The 19,643-nt window shown below is 42.9% G+C and carries 20 protein-coding genes; 9 read left to right on the forward strand and 11 right to left on the reverse strand.

Annotated features, from left to right (window positions below; genetic code table 11):
• Nucleotides 1-555: a protein disulfide oxidoreductase gene (locus tag K0I73_RS11050; RefSeq protein WP_220061189.1), complete on the forward strand. Its 555-nt coding sequence runs from the start codon at nt 1-3 to the stop codon at nt 553-555.
• Here K0I73_RS11050 and K0I73_RS11055 read toward each other — a convergent pair.
• Nucleotides 543-1,895, reverse strand: coding sequence for a sigma-54-dependent transcriptional regulator (locus K0I73_RS11055; protein ID WP_220061190.1), 1,353 nt, complete (start codon nt 1,893-1,895; stop codon nt 543-545). The two genes, K0I73_RS11050 and K0I73_RS11055, sit on opposite strands and share 13 nt — an antisense overlap.
• Nucleotides 1,895-3,496 carry a sensor histidine kinase gene (locus K0I73_RS11060; RefSeq protein WP_220061191.1) on the reverse strand — a complete coding sequence of 534 codons (1,602 nt, stop codon included), beginning with the start codon at nt 3,494-3,496 and terminating at the stop codon, nt 1,895-1,897. Before K0I73_RS11060 ends, K0I73_RS11055 begins: the two co-directional genes overlap by 1 nt.
• A 360-nt stretch (nt 3,497-3,856) precedes the next feature.
• Here K0I73_RS11060 and K0I73_RS11065 point away from each other — a divergent pair, with 360 nt between their 5' ends.
• Complete coding sequence (locus K0I73_RS11065; protein ID WP_220061192.1) at nt 3,857-4,618, forward strand: hypothetical protein; 762 nt, start codon at nt 3,857-3,859, stop codon at nt 4,616-4,618.
• 129 nt (nt 4,619-4,747) lie between these two features.
• Nucleotides 4,748-5,086: a hypothetical protein gene (locus tag K0I73_RS11070; RefSeq protein ID WP_220061193.1), complete on the forward strand. Its 339-nt coding sequence runs from the start codon at nt 4,748-4,750 to the stop codon at nt 5,084-5,086.
• 13 nt (nt 5,087-5,099) lie between these two features.
• Here the strand turns inward: K0I73_RS11070 and K0I73_RS11075 are convergent, their stop codons facing one another.
• From K0I73_RS11075 to K0I73_RS11085, 3 genes are all read right to left on the reverse strand, one after another.
• Complete coding sequence (locus K0I73_RS11075; protein ID WP_258405350.1) at nt 5,100-6,554, reverse strand: PhnE/PtxC family ABC transporter permease; 1,455 nt, start codon at nt 6,552-6,554, stop codon at nt 5,100-5,102.
• Between the two features lie 71 nt (nt 6,555-6,625).
• Nucleotides 6,626-7,294 (reverse strand): ATP-binding cassette domain-containing protein, encoded by a 669-nt coding sequence (locus K0I73_RS11080; RefSeq protein WP_220061195.1) that lies wholly within the window; start codon nt 7,292-7,294, stop codon nt 6,626-6,628.
• Between the two features lie 4 nt (nt 7,295-7,298).
• Nucleotides 7,299-8,153 (reverse strand): putative selenate ABC transporter substrate-binding protein, encoded by an 855-nt coding sequence (locus tag K0I73_RS11085; RefSeq protein WP_220061196.1) that lies wholly within the window; start codon nt 8,151-8,153, stop codon nt 7,299-7,301.
• A gap of 229 nt (nt 8,154-8,382) precedes the next feature.
• On the opposite strand from K0I73_RS11085, the gene K0I73_RS11090 reads away from it, so the two are divergent.
• Both K0I73_RS11090 and K0I73_RS11095 read left to right on the forward strand, forming a co-directional pair.
• Nucleotides 8,383-9,057, forward strand: coding sequence for a response regulator (locus tag K0I73_RS11090; protein WP_220061197.1), 675 nt, complete (start codon nt 8,383-8,385; stop codon nt 9,055-9,057).
• Nucleotides 9,048-10,397 carry an ATP-binding protein gene (locus K0I73_RS11095; RefSeq protein ID WP_220061198.1) on the forward strand — a complete coding sequence of 450 codons (1,350 nt, stop codon included), beginning with the start codon at nt 9,048-9,050 and terminating at the stop codon, nt 10,395-10,397. The genes K0I73_RS11090 and K0I73_RS11095 overlap by 10 nt, the downstream gene beginning before the upstream one ends.
• Before the next feature lie 7 nt (nt 10,398-10,404).
• Here the strand turns inward: K0I73_RS11095 and K0I73_RS11100 are convergent, their stop codons facing one another.
• On the reverse strand, nt 10,405-11,100 hold the full coding sequence (locus tag K0I73_RS11100; protein ID WP_220061199.1) for a 2OG-Fe(II) oxygenase family protein: 696 nt from the start codon (nt 11,098-11,100) through the stop codon (nt 10,405-10,407).
• Between the two features lie 119 nt (nt 11,101-11,219).
• Here K0I73_RS11100 and K0I73_RS11105 point away from each other — a divergent pair, with 119 nt between their 5' ends.
• The gene (locus K0I73_RS11105; protein ID WP_220061200.1) at nt 11,220-12,485 is read left to right on the forward strand and encodes a cyclic di-GMP phosphodiesterase; all 1,266 of its coding nucleotides are present in this window, start codon (nt 11,220-11,222) and stop codon (nt 12,483-12,485) included.
• A gap of 284 nt (nt 12,486-12,769) precedes the next feature.
• On the forward strand, nt 12,770-13,087 hold the full coding sequence (locus tag K0I73_RS11110) for a DUF3135 domain-containing protein (RefSeq protein ID WP_220061201.1): 318 nt from the start codon (nt 12,770-12,772) through the stop codon (nt 13,085-13,087).
• Here K0I73_RS11110 and corA read toward each other — a convergent pair.
• Nucleotides 13,082-14,029, reverse strand: coding sequence for a magnesium/cobalt transporter CorA (gene corA, locus K0I73_RS11115; RefSeq protein WP_220061202.1), 948 nt, complete (start codon nt 14,027-14,029; stop codon nt 13,082-13,084). The genes K0I73_RS11110 and corA overlap by 6 nt on opposite strands.
• Nucleotides 14,030-14,220: 191 nt before the next feature.
• On the reverse strand, nt 14,221-14,586 hold the full coding sequence (locus K0I73_RS11120) for a hypothetical protein (RefSeq protein WP_220061203.1): 366 nt from the start codon (nt 14,584-14,586) through the stop codon (nt 14,221-14,223).
• Nucleotides 14,587-14,765: 179 nt separating this feature from the next.
• On the opposite strand from K0I73_RS11120, the gene K0I73_RS11125 reads away from it, so the two are divergent.
• Complete coding sequence (locus tag K0I73_RS11125) at nt 14,766-15,404, forward strand: YccT family protein (RefSeq protein WP_220061204.1); 639 nt, start codon at nt 14,766-14,768, stop codon at nt 15,402-15,404.
• Between the two features lie 274 nt (nt 15,405-15,678).
• On the opposite strand, the gene K0I73_RS11130 is transcribed toward K0I73_RS11125, so the two are convergent.
• The 3 genes from K0I73_RS11130 to K0I73_RS11140 form a co-directional block, all read right to left on the reverse strand.
• Complete coding sequence (locus tag K0I73_RS11130) at nt 15,679-15,885, reverse strand: cold-shock protein (protein WP_028764848.1); 207 nt, start codon at nt 15,883-15,885, stop codon at nt 15,679-15,681.
• Nucleotides 15,886-16,188: 303 nt separating this feature from the next.
• Nucleotides 16,189-17,001, reverse strand: a complete 813-nt coding sequence (gene rlmA, locus K0I73_RS11135; RefSeq protein ID WP_220061205.1) for a 23S rRNA (guanine(745)-N(1))-methyltransferase — start codon at nt 16,999-17,001, stop codon at nt 16,189-16,191.
• Nucleotides 17,002-17,176: 175 nt separating this feature from the next.
• Nucleotides 17,177-17,998, reverse strand: coding sequence for a hypothetical protein (locus K0I73_RS11140; protein WP_220061206.1), 822 nt, complete (start codon nt 17,996-17,998; stop codon nt 17,177-17,179).
• Nucleotides 17,999-18,163: 165 nt separating this feature from the next.
• On the opposite strand from K0I73_RS11140, the gene sbcB reads away from it, so the two are divergent.
• Nucleotides 18,164-19,576 (forward strand): exodeoxyribonuclease I, encoded by a 1,413-nt coding sequence (sbcB, locus tag K0I73_RS11145; RefSeq protein ID WP_220061207.1) that lies wholly within the window; start codon nt 18,164-18,166, stop codon nt 19,574-19,576.
• Nucleotides 19,577-19,643: the final 67 nt, after the last annotated feature.

A 19,643-nucleotide genomic window follows, 5' to 3' on the forward strand; every position in this document is an offset into this window, starting at 1 on the left:
ATGACGGCAAGTAACGGATCAAGTCAACACAAAAACAGAACCTTTTGGAACAAGCTACTATTTCCCCAAACAAGGTTACGACGCTGGCTTAGAGATCTGCTGCTGTTTGGTATCATCGCTTTTTTAGCGCTTTCTTATCAGCAACGTCACATGATTAATGGTCACGCACCAAGACTCTCGAGCCTAACCATTGCTGGCGCACCTATTTCTCTATCAGAAACAGAGCCGACACTGGTGTACTTTTGGGGTACTTGGTGCCCAGTTTGCCGTGTCACCTCACCTATGGTGAACACGCTTGTCGATGATCATCATGTGGTCACGATTGCGGTTGGATCAGGCTCTGATAAAGAGATTGCACAGTTTATGCGTGAGCATGATTATCAATTTGAGGTCATTAATGACGATAAAAACATACACCAACAATGGGGGGCGATGGCTTTTCCGGCGATCTATATTATCGATCCCCAAGGTGACATACGCTTTGTCACTTCAGGCGTTACCAGTAACATAGGTCTAAAGCTGCGGCTACTTATCGCGAGCGTCTACACTAATTGATGCTTTTCCAAGCGATATAAAAACGCCTTGTAACTGAGGCCTAAAAACTTTGAAGCCTTAGTGCGATTGCCATCATGTCTCGACATCGCCTGCTGCAAACAATCTCGCTCAAAAATTTCCCACTCTAATCCTTCATTGGGTAAAACAAAATTCGATGAGCTAATGGTCCGCACCTCACTGGCGAGCTCATTGACCATCTCATCCTCATCACCTAACAGCACAAAGCGCTCGATACGATTAGCGAGCTCTCGAACATTACCCGGCCATGAATAGTCCAATAGTTGTTTCATTGCCAAGGGGGTTAGTTTGGGTTGCTGCATTGCATATTGCTTACTATGCAGCTGTAAAAAATGCTCTACCAAACGCCCAATATCTTCACGGCGATCTCTTAATGCAGGCATATGAATAGGCACCACATTTAGACGATAATAGAGATCTTCACGGAACCGCCCTTCAGCGACTTCAAGCTGTAAGTCTCTGTGAGTGGCAGCAATCACCCTAACATCAAGTTTTAACTCACCATTCTGCCCAAGTCGAGAGATGACGCCCTCTTGCAAGAAACGCAGTAAATTCGTTTGCTGTAATAAAGGCAACTCGCCGATCTCATCGAGAAAAACAGTGCCACCATCGGCAGCTTCAAGTTTACCAATCTTTAAGCTGTTCGCGCCGGTATAAGCCCCTTTTTCGGCCCCAAACAACTCAGCTTCAGCCAGAGTCTCTGGAATTGCGCCGCAGTTGATGGCAATAAAGGGTTTATGACTTCGCGTCGATAGTTGATAAAGCGCGCGAGCAGCGAGTTCTTTACCTGTACCACTTTCCCCGCCAATGAGCACGGTAGCATCGGTGGCACTCACCCGCTCAACCCTTTGATACACCTTTTGCATCACGGCCGATTTACCCACTAAGCCCACCAGCTGTTGTTGCTGAGACAGTTCAGAGGTGAGTCGCCGATTTTGCTGTTTAAGCGCCATCGACTTAGCGACTTTTTCAATGGCCAGCAGTAAGCTCTGTCGCTGATAAGGCTTAGCTAAATAGTCGTCCGCGCCAGCCTGCATGGCATCAACGGCATGGGTTATCGTGCCGTATGCGGTGGCGATAATAAACCCCATATCAGGATGCTCTCGGCGAACATAGTTAAGCAGGTCCATGCCAGTTAGCTGACCGAGTTTCCAGTCTGAAAATACTAAGTCTGGTGGTGAGTCCTTAATCTTTACGATCGCCTGCTCCACACTATCGGCGCTGTCGAGTTGATAATTTGCCGCACTGAGCATCTGTACGATGAGATGGCGTTGATCGGGTTCATCTTCGACTACTAAAATGGTTAACTTAGGCAATTCCATTAATCGGCCTCACTCTGTATGTCTTTAGAGATAGCAAAGGTTAGCGTCACTACCGTTCCGCCACCGGGGTTATCATTAAACTCAATTTTGCCACCATAATGTCCCTCAATTAACCGCTCTGCAATGTAGATCCCCATCCCTGTGCCCTCCGCTTTTGTGGTCACATGAGGTTTAGCCAATTTGTCACGAATATCGGCATCTATCCCTTTGCCCGTATCGGCAACGACTATCTGGTAATACTCCGCCTTTTTATCCAGCCCAACATTAATAGTACCCGAGTCAGGAGTCGCTTCAACCGCGTTAATTAACACCGCGTGCACGATACTGCGTACTTCCGATTCCGCCCCCAAAATAACCGAATTATCTGCGCTACATTCAAAGGTGATTTTCGGTTTACTGCCATTCACTGAAAGCTCAAGTAAAATATCTTGAATCATCGCCGCTAATGGCACCGATGTTTGTCGATTAACGTGATTACTCGATAACGTCAACAAGGACTGAATACTCTTATCCATCATAGTGATTTTTTGCTGGATCTGATCCAGTAGTGGATTCGCTTCCTCTTTCGTACCAGCGTGAGAAGCGGCTTCAGATAATAAGCCCACGGTATGTAACGGATTGCGTAGGCTATGAGCTATGCCTCTTGTGACTTCGCCTAACTCGGCTAGCTGCTTATGTTGCGCCATTAAATGCGCTTGCTCACTTAAGCTTTTAAGTTGGCTACTCATCTTGTTAAAGCCGCCAATAATCGTTTTTAGCTCCTTAACTCCTTGTTCTTCAACTTGATAGCCTAGCTCGCCCTCGCCCAGTTTTTTGTGGCCTTTTGCCAGTTGCGATAGCGGACTACTGATCACGTGACTAAGTATGTAGGCAAGCAACAGACCACCAATAGAGCTCAATAGAATAAGAACAAACATCGACTCGCTAAAACGCTCCAACTGATTATTGGTATCCACACTCGGCACTTCAATATCATGAGTAAACTCAAATGACATCTCTCCATCGGCATTGATATTAGGCGTTTCAATAATGGCAACCTTGCCCTTTTCTAGCCAACTATTAGCATCTATCTGGATCTGGCTTACAGCCTGATGAAGACGCTCTTTATAGGCGTTAGCGGCTTCACGCTTGGCTTCGGCGATATTCGCTCGCTGTAGATGTTGTATTTCACGCTCATGGGTTGCCATCTCTTCAAGATATGCACGAAGCTCCTGCTGCTTTGCCTGCAATAACGCGCTAATCTTACGCTCTTGTTGCTGATCATTGGTTGGCTCTTGTGTCTCTTGACGCACCATCTCTTCACTAAGGCGGGTTATCTCAGCACTCACCTCTTCGATGTCACGCTCAAAATCAGCGCGAACCTCTTCGATGCCGCTCAGTTTTTCCTGCACGTTTTGATCATCAAACTCAACAAAGAACTGCCGCTCACTATCAACATTGTCGATTAATACTTTCACCAGATTTTGCGACAAAGTACGCGAACTTTCACTGAGTTCATTTTGCAATTGGGCTTTATAATATTGCGAAATCAATAGCTGGCTTACGCCAAGCAATATGATCAAAGCACCAAAGAGCATGAACAAATAACGTTTAATCGACATATTTTCTCCGTACTAGCGATAAACCTTGGGCGATCTGCGCCTTACTAAACAAAACAGATACGCCCTACATACCGACATTGCTACACAAGAACAGTACCAAGTTAAAACAGATTAATATTAGTCATTTACGGTAACACAGTTTGATAAAACTTCCTTATATGAGGAAATCCCTACCGCAAATCAGGCATAACACCGAACCTGCTAACGGAAAAAACATCCCTAACCCTATGAAAAAAAACGCTTAGATAAACATGGCACATTCCTCGCTAACCCCTCTTAGCAATAAAGTTAATCCGGCCTTAGAACGGCATAACTTAACACTTGCCAACTTAGAACTTATCGACTTAAAAAGGATGTACCATGAAAATTAAACAAATCTCGGCTCTGATCGCCTGCTCCGCGCTACTTTCTTTTTCACTGTGGGCGGTGCCAAACGATCTACACACCATCGAGTTAAATGACAGGACGAGTCATACTCTCATCACTCAAGATGAAAATGAGTTGACGAAAATCGTTTTTACAAACAATGGTGAAGAGCATCAACTGACCTTGACCCCACAAGAGATAAGCGATCGCTCCCAGTTAAAAGAACGCTTATCGGAACTGCCTGAATCGACCCAAAATAAACTGTTCAAACTCATCAGCCGCCTCTACGATCAAGATAGTGGCAAAATCCGTGTATTCCATTCACAGCTATCAGAGGCGGATAAGGCGAAACTGGCCAAGCTAACCGAAAAGATGACCCATAAACATGCCGAGTTCGCAAAACACAGTGCAAAATTTGAGGCAAAAAGTGCCGAAATGGAAGCTAAAGCTGCCGAACTAGAAGCAAAAGCCCGTGAGTTTGAAATCATCTTCGAAAAAAACGGCGGCGAATTTGAACGAGAAATGGAGCGACTCGCAATTGAGATCACCAAACTGACTGAAGGCATGAATGATATCGACTTTGACATCGATGTTGATCTTGAAATGAGTGACATTGACGATAAACATTTTGTTGTTATAAATGAAGACTCAGTGATCGAGACCGAACAGCTGATCAAGTTAATCAAGAGTACAAAGTTAAGCCCTCAACAAGCAGAGCAAGTACAACGCGCCCTTGAGACGGCAACGGTGAAATAATTGACGAAAGCGATACTTACGACAGAAAAAGGGGCGCGCTGCTAGCATCAAACTTAAACACAGGTTACTCTCGGCTCAAAATCTTAGGCCTTAATACCTTTGGCCTTAACACCTTTGCGGGAGATAACTATGTGGTGGCGCGTTTTCATTATTTTCTTGGCATTTGCGCTAATTGGCGCGCATTTTTTACGTTATGGACAAACGCTTTGGAGCCTAGTGTTTATTAGCGCTCCCCTGCTACTGTTTATCCGTCATCGCTATAGCGCGAGAATATTACAAATAAGCTTAATTTTTTGCGCCTTTGGGGTATGGGGCATCAGTGGTTATGATGCTGTGCAGATGAGGATGTCTATGGATGCACCATGGTTAAGATTAGCCATCATTATGTCAGCAGTCACTTTATTTACCTTAGTAGCCGCATTTTGCTGCCAAGGCATTATCAAGCACCGAGCTAAAGCCTCGCACTAATCAGCAATAAAGGCTAAGCAACACAGGAAGCTTGCCCAAGCACCACGCCTTGAGGCAATCGTTTGGCTAATAATCGACGAGCTATAATATCGACAATTACATTTAACAGGGCTGTCGTCAGCAATAAATACAGTGCATTGCTATAACGGATTTCAGCAAATGCACTGTCAATATAAAAACCTAAGGTCGCTATTCCCAATACGCCGAAAATGGCTGTTTCACGCAAAATAATCTCAAAGCGATAAAATAGCAGCGAGATTAAATTTGGGTAGATCCGCGGCAGAATCTCGTAAGAAAAATGGTCAAATCGCGGACAATACAATTCACTGGGTTTTATTGCACCGTCCTGTCTCGAGACCAAATACGCGATTAATGCGCCATTATGAAGTGCTAGCGCCGCTATGGCGGGTAACATAGATGGCCCAAGCAACATCATAAAAATAAAGGCCAGCAAGTATTCAGGTATCGACCTTAATATCAGCAGCAACAGCTGACCAGCGTTAGCTGCTAATCGGCCACGCAGATGTCGACTCGCTGCTAGGTATCCCCACATTGCCAGTAGATGTGTTGCACCTAATGCGCATAGCGCCAAAACCAATGTCGCCAGCATCCCAGGTAAAGCTTGCTCAAAGGTCAGTTGCTGCCACCAATTAATAAACTGATCTATCCCCTGACTCAGCTCAATCTGGCCATAAGCGATGCCATTGATCCCTGGAGGTAGCAAATCATGACTAATAAATTGCCACACTAATAAACCATCAACGGCACCGATGGGGGGCAAGGTCACAAGAGATAACAACAGATAAACCGGGATCAGCTTTGCCTTTACCCACCAAGAGATAGTGCCAATAAGTAGCACCAATAAGATCAATAATGCCGCCCCTTCATGATAGTTTCCTTGACGAAAGGCGGTCTCAAGATAAAAGCCTATGGTAGGCATACCAATAAAACCAAGCACTGCGCTGCTGCGAAGTGCACACTCAAACCGATAGCGAATATAAGCCAAGACCAAGGGATAAACATGCCCTAACTTGCCATAGGTATAACGACTGATCCTGTCCACACCGCGAGGCATGGTGTGGGTTGTTGTGTTAGGAGACTGCAGCAAAATATCATGGAAAACTCGGGCAAATGTCGCACCATAGGGTAAAGCGATCGCTAAAATCCCCGTAATAGGCGATAAACCAAATAGTTGTAAGAATAGCAACGCCCAAAATATCTCGTGAATGCCACGCACCATGGCGCAGAGCCCAGAAACAAATTTTGATTGATAAATCAACGAAAGCGGTGCGCCAATCAGTAGACCTAAGGCGACACCTAACAGCGCAAAACTGACGGTTAACCATAGCGCATTGATGAGAGATTCAGTGGCAAAAAAATCGGGCGTGATGAAGCCTAGCGCCATGCGAGAGAGTTCACTCCATGGTTCTAACGAAATAATGGCAATATCAGCAAAATACGCCGACATAACAGCAACAAACCAAATGGCAAGCGTTAGCCGTTGCCAAGAGCCGACAAAACCAAATCTAGTCACGCTTATTACACTGCAATCTTTGGCGCATTATCGAAAAAGTCACTAAGCTGCTGCGCACTCAGTTGTTTAGCTGGTTTGTCTAATGCTATCTTGCCTTGTTGCAAGCCAATGACTCTATCGAAATGCGCTAAGGCCAAAGCACAATCATGCAATACCATGATAACCGTCTCATGCTTAGCCAGCACCAGCTCAACCAAACGCCTGGCCATAATAGGATCCAGTGCAGAAAAAGCCTCATCTCCAATAAAGACTGGCTGATGTTGATAAATGGCTCGAGCAAGAGCAACTCGCTGACGCTGTCCACCAGACAAGGAGGACACCTTAGTATCGAGTGAAACATCAAGAAACAGTGAATCACAAAGTAATTTTACATCACTAAGATGCCGCTTAAACGGCCACGCTAGGTTAGCCAAATTATAGAGCCAATGGTGTCGGCTTAACGCCCCCATAAATACATTGTGATAAACGCTTAATGCATCCACGAGGCCTTGAGACTGAGAGCACAATGCCGCATTACACTGAAGTTGCTGATAGATATGGCTAAGCAAGGTTGACTTACCCGCGCCTGAAGCCCCCACTATAGCCAACTTTTCACCGTGGGCGATAGATAGCGACAGCTCATCGATCACACGTTTATCGTGATAATGCAGCGATATTGACTCTAGCGCTAACACGAAATTAATCTAACAAACCAATCGTTTGAGCCACAGACTCTATCGGTTCATAAGCCTGATTAGTGGCCTCTACAAAAGACTGGCGAGGAAAACTGGCTAATAGGTCCGGATCTTTCATATTGATTAGCACGCTCTTTAGTTTGTCGCTAAAACCCGCGCCGTACACTTGATCCACTCCAGCTCTAACGGTCCACTGATAATCAGGATAAGCAGGACTCTCCCAAATCACTTTCACTTTATTGGTATCGACCTCACCTTTCTCAACCATTGATTCCCATACTTTATAATTTACCGCACCAACTTGATAAGCCCCGGCCTCCACCTGCGCAATCGTGCGGCTGTGATCACCCGAAAACCCAGTACGAGGGAAAATATCTTCAATCTTCTTGCCCATGTTACGTTCGATATAAAACTGCGGCATTAATCGACCAGAAGTTGACCCTTTCGAACCAAACGTAAAAGTATAACCATTGAGGTTAGGAAAATTAGTTGATTGAACTAATGGCGTGGAGTGATGAGCGATAAAATAGCTTTTAAAATATTGATCCTCATATCCTTGTGCAATGGCATTTGACCCCGGCACCAGACGTCTAGCCTGCACGCCAGAAAGGCCACCAAACCAAGCTAATTGCACTTGATTATTACGAAAGGCCGTAACCGCCGCTGCGTAAGATTTTACAGGGACATAAGCGACTTCAACTCCAAGCTCTGCTTCCAAATATCGAGCAACCTTATCAAAACGTGTTTTAAGCTGACTCTCATTCTCGTCAGGAATAGCGGTAAACGTGAAGGTTTGAGCCCAAGCAGCAGGCATAACTAAACATGCAAGCAGTAGAGAAACCGTTTTAACTAACGACATGAGGTATTTCCATCAATTTAAAAGAGAGCCGATTTTAACCATTAGTCGACCAAATTCCTAGACGATACTAATTCTTTTTCCTTATCATCAATAATTTACTCACTAATAGGCTGGATGTCAGCCCCTGTTAAGCTAAACCGCGCTAAAATTCCCCTTCAAGTTACTGGCTCAGTTGGCATCATAAATAGAAATCGTTAAACTGCACTAAATAATTAAATAGGCAAAATAAATGAGAATATTGGTTGTTGAAGACGATCCTATTTTATCGCACCATCTAAAAGTCCAATTAAGTGAATTAGGTAATCAAGTTCAGGTCGCATTGACTGCCAAAGAGGGCTTTTATCAAGCAACCAATTATCCTATTGATGTTGCCATTGTTGATTTAGGTCTACCCGATCAAGATGGCATAAGCCTTATTCAAAGTTTAAGAGATGCAGAGCTTAAAGCCCCTGTTTTAATCCTCACCGCCCGCGTTAATTGGCAAGATAAAGTCGAAGGCCTAAATGCGGGCGCCGATGATTACCTCGTCAAACCGTTTCAAAAAGAGGAGTTAGTCGCTAGGCTTGACGCGCTCGTTCGTCGCAGCGCAGGCTTTGTAAAACCTATCATTACCAGTGGCCCTTTAGCGTTAGATCTTGCCGCTAAACAAGTTTCACTAAACGACGAGCCAATGGAGGTTACCGCATTTGAATACCTGATTTTGGAATACCTCATGCGCCATTGTCACGAAGTCGTGGCGAAACAACGTCTCTTAGATGTCATTTATGGTGATAAAGAGGGCGACCCAAACACGATAGAAGTCATGGTAAGCCGATTACGTAAAAAACTCTCAAACGGTGGGTTAGATAATCCAATTGCCACTATTCGTGGTCAAGGCTACAAGTTTAATCTTCCATGCAGCTAAAACTTAAATTGAAACGCCGCCTACTCACCCGCATGTTTGTCACCTCATTGTCAATCATTGCCCTAGTAGGCTTTGGCTTAGCTTGGCTAGTGAATATTCTTTATGCTCAGAACAATTACAATGAGGAAACCGCTAAACTGATCGCTGAGATCCCTAAAGTGGCTGCAGAGCTAAAAGAGCATAATCTGATCCCAGAAAATACCAACTGGTTGGAAGAAAATACCACGCCAGAAAAGTATATTCTGGCAAGCTGCGATAAAAGCTACAAACAAGTATGGACCTCTTCGCTTGCCGTAGACCGTGGTTTATTTGATGCATGCGAGCGATTTAACGATATTCGTTTAGATGCGCCTCCTTATTATCTCAACCTGTCCGATAACAAAAATTACTTTGTTTATCTACTCTCTGTAGAGTTGGCGAACCAGCAATACAACTTATTGGTCATGAAAGATGCCCATAACTTAGAGCAAGAGTTAAATAAATTCAGTCGCCGTACCTACTGGCGCTTAGGAATGCTATTCGCACTCGCACTCGTGCTACTCATTAGCGCTGGCTATTGGGGAATGCGGCCATTAGTACGTATGCGAAATGAGTTACAGCAAGTCAGTAGTGGCAAAGCCAAGTCCCTTTCTCAAGATTACCCGGTTGAATTAGAAGGCGTCACTCAAGCGCTTAACCAGTTATTGGTACAATCAAGCGCGCAGCAAGAGCGGTATCAAAACGCAATGAACGACTTGGCTCATAGCCTTAAAACACGTTTAGCCGCAGTACACGCCATTACCGACGATACAAGTTTAGATAAGGATGCCGCGAGTGAGAAAGTAATGGAACAGGTCAGTCAAATGGATCAACTGGTCAAATATCAATTGAAACGCGCAATGCTAGGTCGAAAAGGACTCAAGCAGGAACAGACACCAGTTAGCCCACTAGTAGAGCAGCTTACACAGATGTTATTTAAGGTTTATCGAGACAAGCAAGTAAATTTCAGCGCAGATATTGCTAAAGAGCAAGCTTTCCCTGGTGATAAAGGCGATTTAATGGAGCTTTGTGGCAACCTTATGGAAAACGCATTCAAAATGTGCATTAGCCAAGTCGTCGTCAGCTCATATTACAATGACAACAGCGAGTTTGTGTTAATCGTAGAAGATGATGGCCCAGGCATACCCGAAAAAATCAGGCAAGATATCCTAGAGCGAGGTGCTAGAGCCGATACACAAAAAGCAGGCCAAGGAATTGGCCTAGCTGTCTGTAATGAGATCGTCACTAGCTACAATGGAACGCTTGCAATAGAAACTTCACAGCTTGAAGGAGCGAAGTTTACTATCACCATCCCCATCTAGTCATAGATTAACCCACAGGGGTATATAGCTTTTCAGCTCGATTAAACATTATCCATGAGGTGGCAATATATTTGTCACCACTAATGGGCATGTTTCCCCTATGGCTATGGGTGAACCCCGCGGGGGCGATAACCATAGTGCCCTTTTTCGGTTGAACTTTGCGTTGCTGATAATAGAATTCGGTTTCGCCACCCTCTTCTACATCGTTAAGGTAATACATATACAATACCACTCGATGCAAGGCTTCATTGTGTCCCAATTGTGGAAACTGTTCAGAGTGCCAATGGGGGTAACCGCCCTTGCCTTGAATATACTTCTGAATATTAATCGCCCCGCTACGATAGAGGTATTGCACCAAAGGTTGAACTCGATGGCGACCTAATCGTTCAAAATTCTCTGGCGTCAAGGTTGTAGGCTTGCCCTGCTCATCGGCAACTTTCACCGCAACACCACCCATTAGGGCCATAGAATACTTATCAAAATAATTTGCTGCATTTTTTAGCGTATAATTAAGTAATTCATTTTTTAGTGGTGTAAGCTCTTGAAAATTATCCATGGTGATATCACGGCTCACTTTCTTCTCAAGATCAACTCCGTGACCCGTTTGTCCATCGATCACTCCAGGATGAGAGTCAAAGGCCGCCATCAAGCGATCACATAACTCTTCGGGTATCGCATCAGGATAAACTTCAATAAAATCCATGACTCAATCTCTAACTTAGGCTATTTTTATTGCATCTATGCTGACACAGAGCTTAAGTAATTGTAAAGCTGGCAAGTTGAGATAGAATAAACGTCACATAAAGGTAAACTAAAAATCACATGAGCAAAAGCTGTAAGGTAAAAGCGAGTCAACTTCAAGTCGGCAATTTTGTAAGATTACCAGTCTCATGGAAAGAGCATCCATTTTTATTTAATTCATTCCGTCTTAAAGAAGAAGCCCAAATTGAGTTAATTAAAAAACTCGGTATCGATTATGTATTTGTTGATCTTAGCAAAAGTACAGTTCCTCCGTTAAGCAAGGAAGTCACAAACGAAAAGACGATAAAGCAGTCCGATGCCGAAATGGATGCATTGCAAGCGGAGATGGACAAAAACAAGCTCGACAGAATTGAACACCTTAAAAAGATGAGGCGAGATTTACAAAAAACAGAGCAACAGTTCGACCGATCTGTTGCCATGATGCGTAACCTGATATCTAAACTACGAAATCGTCCACTCAACGCCATCAGTGATGCAAAAGAGCTAATCTCTGACATTACAGAGCAACTCATCAACTCGGAAAATCTTGTATTACACTTAATGAGCGACGCCAAAGACAGTGAAGGGATCTACTATCATTCTCTTAACGTCGCCGTGCTATCAATGATGGTCGCAAAAGAGCTGGAATGGTCGCGAGAAGAGATCGAAGCTGTCGGTATTGGAGCGCTATTTCATGACACTGGTAAATTAAAAATTCCATCTCAGTTGACGCGTAAAAAGACACCGCTCACAACACCAGAGATTAACTTCATCAAACAACACCCTGCAATGGGAGTTGAATTACTCAAGCTGGCTGATAACTTCCCTGAAACTGCGCTTCCCATCGTCAGAGATCACCATGAATACCTCGACGGAACGGGTTACCCCAAAGGCTTAAAAGGGGAACAGATAACCCTACCGACACAGCTTGTTGCTGCAGTCAATCTTTATGACCAACTGTGCCATCCAGAGGGTCAAAAAAAGGCGAAGACGCCTTACGCCGCATTGGGTTTTCTTTATAAAAATTATAAAGAAAAACTCAACCATGAGACCATAGGTAAACTAATAAAAATGCTTGGAATCTATCCACCAGGCAGCGTAGTAGAACTCTCTAGTGGGCAATTTGCAATGGTCATGGCGGTTAATTTGGAAAAACTATTGTTTCCAAGAATTTTAGTTTATGACCCATTAGTCCCCAAAGATCAGGCTCCGATCGTCGATTTGGAAAGCGAAGGATTGACCATTGTAAAATGTATAGCCCCATCGGCGTTACCAGAGAAGATCCATAAGTATCTAAGCCCTAGAGAGCGCGTCAGTTACTATTTTGGCGATAGCACTAAGCCTTAAACTAGCGAACCTGAGTCCGAGTTAAGAGATTGGATAACTCTGGTTCAATTCGTCGCTCTACTCCTGTTTTATCTCAAACAGTTCTTTTTTCTAACAAGGTGCATTTAGGGGGCAAGAGCCCTTTGCCGTTAGAGGAATAGTGGACTGTTTAAGATACATTTATTGTCCTAAATTCAAGCTATTTATGCTTTCTATTTCAGGTTAGCTACCCTTATCCTTGATCAGTAACTAAAATAGTAGTAGGAGTGCTTGGGCTTTTGGGCTCAACTAACATCGGGAGTAATATGGTTGAATTACCTGACTTCGATAGTTTGCAGTGGTTAGCCCAACATGCGCCACAACAATTAACAAACTTACAAAACAATCTCAGCCAAGAAGTGATCAATGAAGCTGCTGAACGAAATCGTCCTCAACTAGAATCGATTTGTCATCATCTAAAGCTGCAGATGTCCCGTTGTAGCAACCCTTATGCTAGGTGTTACTTGTCGTTAAAACTGATGAACGACAAATTTTTATCCCTTAATGAAGTAATAACCAATCCCAAAACCTATAAAGAAAATAAGGCAGCGATCCTGCCTTACCCAAGTAAAAAAGCCTTATAGCCATCCCTTACGTTTAAAGAAAAAGTAAGTCGATGCTGCGCTACCGAACATCATTAAAATCGCCATGGGATAACCCCATTGCCACTCGAGTTCAGGCATATTGGCAAAGTTCATGCCGTAGGCACTTGCTATCACGGTAGGTGGCAGGAAAATAACCGCAGCAACCGAAAATATCTTAATAATTTTATTCTGCTGTAATCCACTAAAACCCATTGCAGCATCAAGTAAAAAGTTGAGCTTATCGAAAATAAACTGACTATGAGGCATCAAAGATTCAATATCAGACAACATCTCACGTAAGTCTTTTAAATCCTCATCACTCAATTGACCACGATAATAACGCTGCATATAACGCAAGGATCTTTGGGTATCGAGCAAACTTAAACGGATCTTTCCGTTAGAATCTTCTTGTAAGGTAATGAGTTTAAATACATCATCGAGTTCATCGCTTTCAAAAACTTGCTCGCCCACATTTTCAAGGACCGAGTAAACGTCTTCAATCAGATCCGATAGGTAATCAACTTTAAGGTTAAATAACTCTAAGAAAAGTGCTTGCGGTGTTTTCACCTCTAACCGCCCCAAACGTAAATAGTTCCTAAGCAGTCGGATCAGACCAACATCATCTTCGCGTAAGGTCACTAGAAATTGAGAACGTAAATTAAACGAGATGTTGACGCCCTTTACATCTTGGCCAACACGCTGAGGGAAAAGCGAATTAATATGTAAACCATCTTTGTTTTGATAAAAACGAGCAGAAGCCTCAATCTCATTGATATCTTCCTCTTCAGGCAACTCCTCTACTGAATAGCCTCTTAGCCACTCACGCTCATCCTCTTCGGGTTTAAACAGATCTAACCATAATGTACCCGATGGGACGCTATCTTGAACATTTAATTCGACGATAGATAACTTACTATCTTCATAGACATAAGCAGTGATCATAGGGCCTCCTGAAAAAACACTAAGATGAAAAGTAAACCCATCTCAGCGCAGGGTAAAATATCGCTTTATTCTACCCAATAACGCGCCATTGACCAGCTTTTACGATCATACTGGGTGGAATATAAACAACGAACAATAAAATATTCCACCGAGCTGCTTTGCCCGATCAAAAATGTGAGCAACTGAACTCGCTACTGGGTTACTTTAGGTGCAATGATAATACGCTCTTGATTAGATAAACGTACTTTAACCCCTTCTATGGTAGTGAGCTCATTAATGCCTATATCACGCTTATGCACTCGATAAATCGTGGTCTTTTCTTGCACAGGGGAGACAATGGTGACACTGACGACCTCATTCCCCTCTTCCCATGACCAATACCAATAGGCCCCACTGCCAATGATAGCCAGAACAACAATAGCGAAGGCAACATAACGAAATAATATCCGTTGCCCTAATTGGCCCGCCGTTTCCGTGCGGCTGACCTTGGCGGGCCTGCGGATGTAGAACAATGCACCAGCAATAACCAGTAATGTTATTAATATTTTGGTTAACACGCGACTCTCCGACTACAAAACTCATGGCAGTATAACGCTCATCCAAATCAATTACTGTTATTCTCCCCGCATCCAACAGATAAACATCTGGATTCTCGGTCTAATCATCAGTGTTAGTCATTTGCAAACCCATCACTGAATGCTATAAACCTAATACAGATCCATTTACCAATCCTACTATGAAAAAATCATTACCTATGTCGCTGGTAAGCTCATTTTTGCTATTACCTACCGCACAAGCCGCTATCACAATTAACTTGCCCAATAATACTGAGCCACTGCTACTTAATGCTGAAGAGATAGAAGACAGGTCGTTAACTGCCGATAATGGTACTCAACAAATTGTATTCAAGTATCAATCAAACTACAGACAACAAGGTCAACGACAACGTTTCACGTCAGACCCTGTCATCCTGACTTTTACTGGTGAAGATAGTGTCTACACAATAGAGTTGTCGTCGATTAATTCATCAAAAGATGCAATTAAATTTAATCACGCGCCTAACGTCACCATCACCAATAACCATGGAGAATCTATCTCCTACCACATAGATACACTAACTAAAGAGGGGATCCAACTCGGACGAAACTACCAGCAAGAACTCAAAGCGTACAACCTGACATCGGCTCCTGCAGCCCTATTGCCCACTAATACTTCCAAACCGATATCAATCGAGACACAAGTAATGAAAAGTGATAGTAAAACAGATGACACTGAGCAAATCGATGTCGGAAAGATGCTGGATTTTTGGTATCAGCAAGCAGATCAAGAGACCAAGAAAGCATTCAAGAAACGAATAAATGCACAAAAAGAGTAAAACTTGAGATTATGTATGTCATGCCAAGTCAGTATAAATAGTATATTACTGGCTTTTAATGACACGCTTGAACTAATGCTCTCGCTTAAATCATCTTTATTTCACGTAGAGCTAGGATCAAAAATGAATGCCAGAAAAGTGGATAGAGCGGCGTAATTAACGAATGTAAATGGCATTAATTGGAGGGTTTGAGAATTTTTAATACAAAAAAAGAGCCACGATAAATCGTAGCCCTTATTAATATTTTTAGTAGCGTTAGCTACTAAAGGTCAGCTTAAAGAACAGTTACGTTCTCAGCTTGTGGACCTTTTTGACCTTGAGTCACAGTGAACTGCACTTTCTGACCTTCGTCAAGAGTTTTGAAACCGTCAGAGTTGATCGCACGGAAGTGTACGAAAACGTCTGGGCCAGACTCTTGCTCGATAAAACCAAAACCTTTGTCAGAGTTGAACCACTTAACAACGCCAGTAACTTGAGACATGATATAAATCCTGTAACTAAATAAAATAAAGCCTTAAACGGCAGTAGAGCTGGAAAATGCCGGTATTACTTATGTTAACAGGACGAACTGGTCGTATTGAACACATAAAGTTAAGCCCAACCTTCAAGCTCCAATTACTATAAATCATTCTGGCAGTATGTCAACAACCATTGAACGTCGTAATTCCGATTTTTTACTTAAATTTCTGTCAGTTGTTCCAAATCAATCAAGATAAAATTTGTATAAAAACACTAACTCCCAATCACACTGTAAAAATAGATAGCTTAAACAACAGCTAACAAGCTAGTTGGCTCGAAAAACTTCAATCTTAAAATCTAACTCACACTCAAAGGCCTGTTTTGTTAATTCCTGCTTTTGTTCAGCAGTAAACTTCCAATTATAAGGAGTCATGGCTAAAAAATGTTGAATATCGACAGCATCAGATAACTGTAAAACCTGTTCAACTCGCTCACTATGGATCAGCTCAAATCCCTCTATCTCACTCACTATATCAGGATGAGGCCTTGGATTATCATAAATCAACTCTTTTAGCGCGAAGTGATGCTGTGGCCCTGCCGAAACAGTGATCAAAATAGCACCGTCTTTCGCTACTCGCCTAAGTTCAACGTCAAGAGACGGAGCGTATATTCTCAACATAAAATCAAAACAGTTATCATCAAAAGGCATTTCAAAACTACTTGCGACACAAAAATCGATATCTCTATAGCGTTTTGCCGCATATTTAAGTGCCGATTTAGAGATATCGACACCGTTGAGTGCAAACTCACCTCGTGACACCATCTGTTGCTGCAATCGATGAGAGTAGTAGCCTTCGCCGCAACCTATATCTAGCCCTCGTACAGCACTCAGTGCAAACTGGACAGCCAACTGATTAACTCTATCGCTCATCGCTTGATAGTATCCCTTGTTTAAAAACTCTCTGCGAGCAAACATCATCTCCTTATTATCACCAGGATCTTTTGAACGTTTCTTCTGAACAGGCAGGAGGTTGACATAGCCCTCTTTTGCACAATCGAATCGATGATTGTTACTACAAGACCAAGTCATTTGATTAAGATTTAAAGGTTGCAGACAGATTGGGCAACGATAATTCATGGTATTTTCCGAAAATATTTAAACAATATTAAGGCCTGTTGACGTTTCAGTAATGCTATTACCGTGTTATGAGCTTTTCAGATTAACCCGTTAAGTCCTGTCGCTCTCGGTTGCCACTAACATCATTGAATTAGAATAAAAATTAAGCTCAAAAGATTAACAGCCCTGAAGAATATTACTCACTATCATCAACAAATAGCTGCTCAACCATCGCATTAAGTTCAGGCGGAGCGAGTAACTGATAAGACTCAATTTTACGTTGCAACACCTCAAAACTATCCACATGATTGGCCGCATGCTGCCAATTGACCCGCTCTAACGATTGGTGATATTGCCGTGAAATTAACTGTTTTCGGCGCTGTAACTGGGTATCAAGATTAGATATGTCGTTCAGAAGTGTGCGATGCTCATGAATTTGACGCTTATCGACAAAAGATCGCAATTCACCTCTAACTATTTCAATCTCGCTAATCTCAAGTAATAATTTTTCCGGGGTTAATTGAAAATCACGCGCTCGCGCTAAAACAGCATTAGCACGGCGAAGTTCATACGGTGCGCCAAACATCCTATAATCACGCTCTAATTCGATTAGTTGCCATTGCTTATCGAATAAAGGAATAAAGTTTACCCCAGATAACTCGGCAGTGATCTTAATCACCAAGCCTTGGCGCAATATGCTTGCACAAATAGATGGTGAATAACCAATCGCGCTGAAGAGCCGAACTCCTTGACCCGCGGTACGGCTAATGAGCTGATCGGCATCATTATTTACGTCGCCAACAAAATTCGAGTGAATCTCGAGTTTAAGAAAAGGATGAACACGAGCTAGAAGACTTACCTTATAGTCATTACTTTCTACGATCACCCACTCTGCGATATGCCCTCCAGTTGTCTGTAACAAGCTGTGATCGCTTACATTTTCACTCAAGGTCAAGATAATATATCCGCCTTGGGGTAGTTCTAACCGTTGCGGCTGGGTAAGTAGCGACTCAAACATGAAGGTTCCCTATAATTAAGCCTCATTGTACCTAGGATATAATTGGCCTGCCAACTCTAAAAGCAAGAAAACTCTGCTAAATAGCCATTAATTTGGCATGACAATGGCACTCTTGAGTTTGTCGATGCTATGATAGAACACAATATTCATTGTGTAATTTCCCCTATGTCATCAAGTAATTCAGCAAGTATCTTCTGGCACGACTACGAGACTTTCGGCGCCAATCCGGCAAAAGATAGGCCATCACAATTTGCTGGTATTCGTACCGATTTAGACCTTAATATCATTTCCGAGCCAGTGACTTTTTATTGTAAAGTCGCAAATGACTATCTACCGTCGCCAGAGGCGATTCTGATAACAGGAATAACACCACAACTCGCTAATATGAAAGGTGTTCCTGAATCAGAGTTTATGGGTAAGGTGCATGAGCTATTTTCGGTACCCAACACCTGTGTTGCGGGCTACAACTCCCTGAGATTCGATGATGAAATCACCCGTTATGGCTTTTACCGTAATTTTTTCGATCCCTATGCCAGGGAGTGGCAGCAGGGAAACTCACGCTGGGACATTATCGATCTCGTCAGAGCCTGTTATGCATTAAGACCTGACGGTATTAACTGGCCAACGAAAGAAGACGGTGCTCCAAGTTTTAAGCTTGAACACCTGACCCAAGCCAATAACCTCAGTCATGAAAAAGCGCACGACGCGATGTCGGATGTATACGCAACCATTGATATGGCTAAATTAATCAAACAGATGCAGCCTAAACTATTTGATTTCTATTTTAGTTTGCGTAAAAAAACCGAAGTAACCAAACTGATTGATGTGCTCAATATGCAACCTTTATTGCATGTCAGTTCAAAAATAAGTGCACTACATGGATGCACAACACTCATCGCCCCCGTTGCCCATCATAGTACTAATAAAAATGCCATTATATGTGTCAATTTGGCCATGGATATTACCCCGCTAATCGAACTTGACGTTGAGCAGATCAAACAGCGTATGTATACGCCGCGCGCCGATTTAGCCCCCGATGAGCTACCTATTGGACTAAAACAAATTCATATCAATAAGTGCCCCTTTCTAGCCCCAGCAAAAAGTCTTACCGATGAAAATGCACAGCGATTATCAATAGATAAAGATTTTGCGCGTGAGCAATATAAACGATTAAGAAAACATCCTGAAATTAGAGAAAAACTCGTTGCAGTCTTCGATACAGATCATGGGAATGAGATAACAGATCCCGATTTACAACTCTACAGTGGCGGTTTCTTTAGCAGTGCTGATAAAAATAAAATGGAGATAATCCGCCATACTCAACCACACAATCTTGCGGCACTTGATCTGCATTTCGATGATCCTAGACTTAAAGAGATGTTGTTTAGATATCGCGGCCGTAACTATCCTGAGACCTTCGATGATTCAGAGCAATATCGCTGGCGAGAGTTTTGCCAGCAAAGGCTAAATGATCCCGATTACCTTATCAGATTAGAAACCTTGCTCAATGAAACCGACGGCGATGAAGAAAAACAGAAATTATTACAGGCTTTATGTCATTATCTTAGCCATTTGTAGCCGAAACATCCGATGAAATGGGATTCCGATCCCATTATCATGGTAACTTAGTTACTAAAATGATTTT

This window comes from Shewanella mesophila, from assembly GCF_019457515.1.
GTDB lineage: Bacteria > Pseudomonadota > Gammaproteobacteria > Enterobacterales > Shewanellaceae > Shewanella > Shewanella mesophila.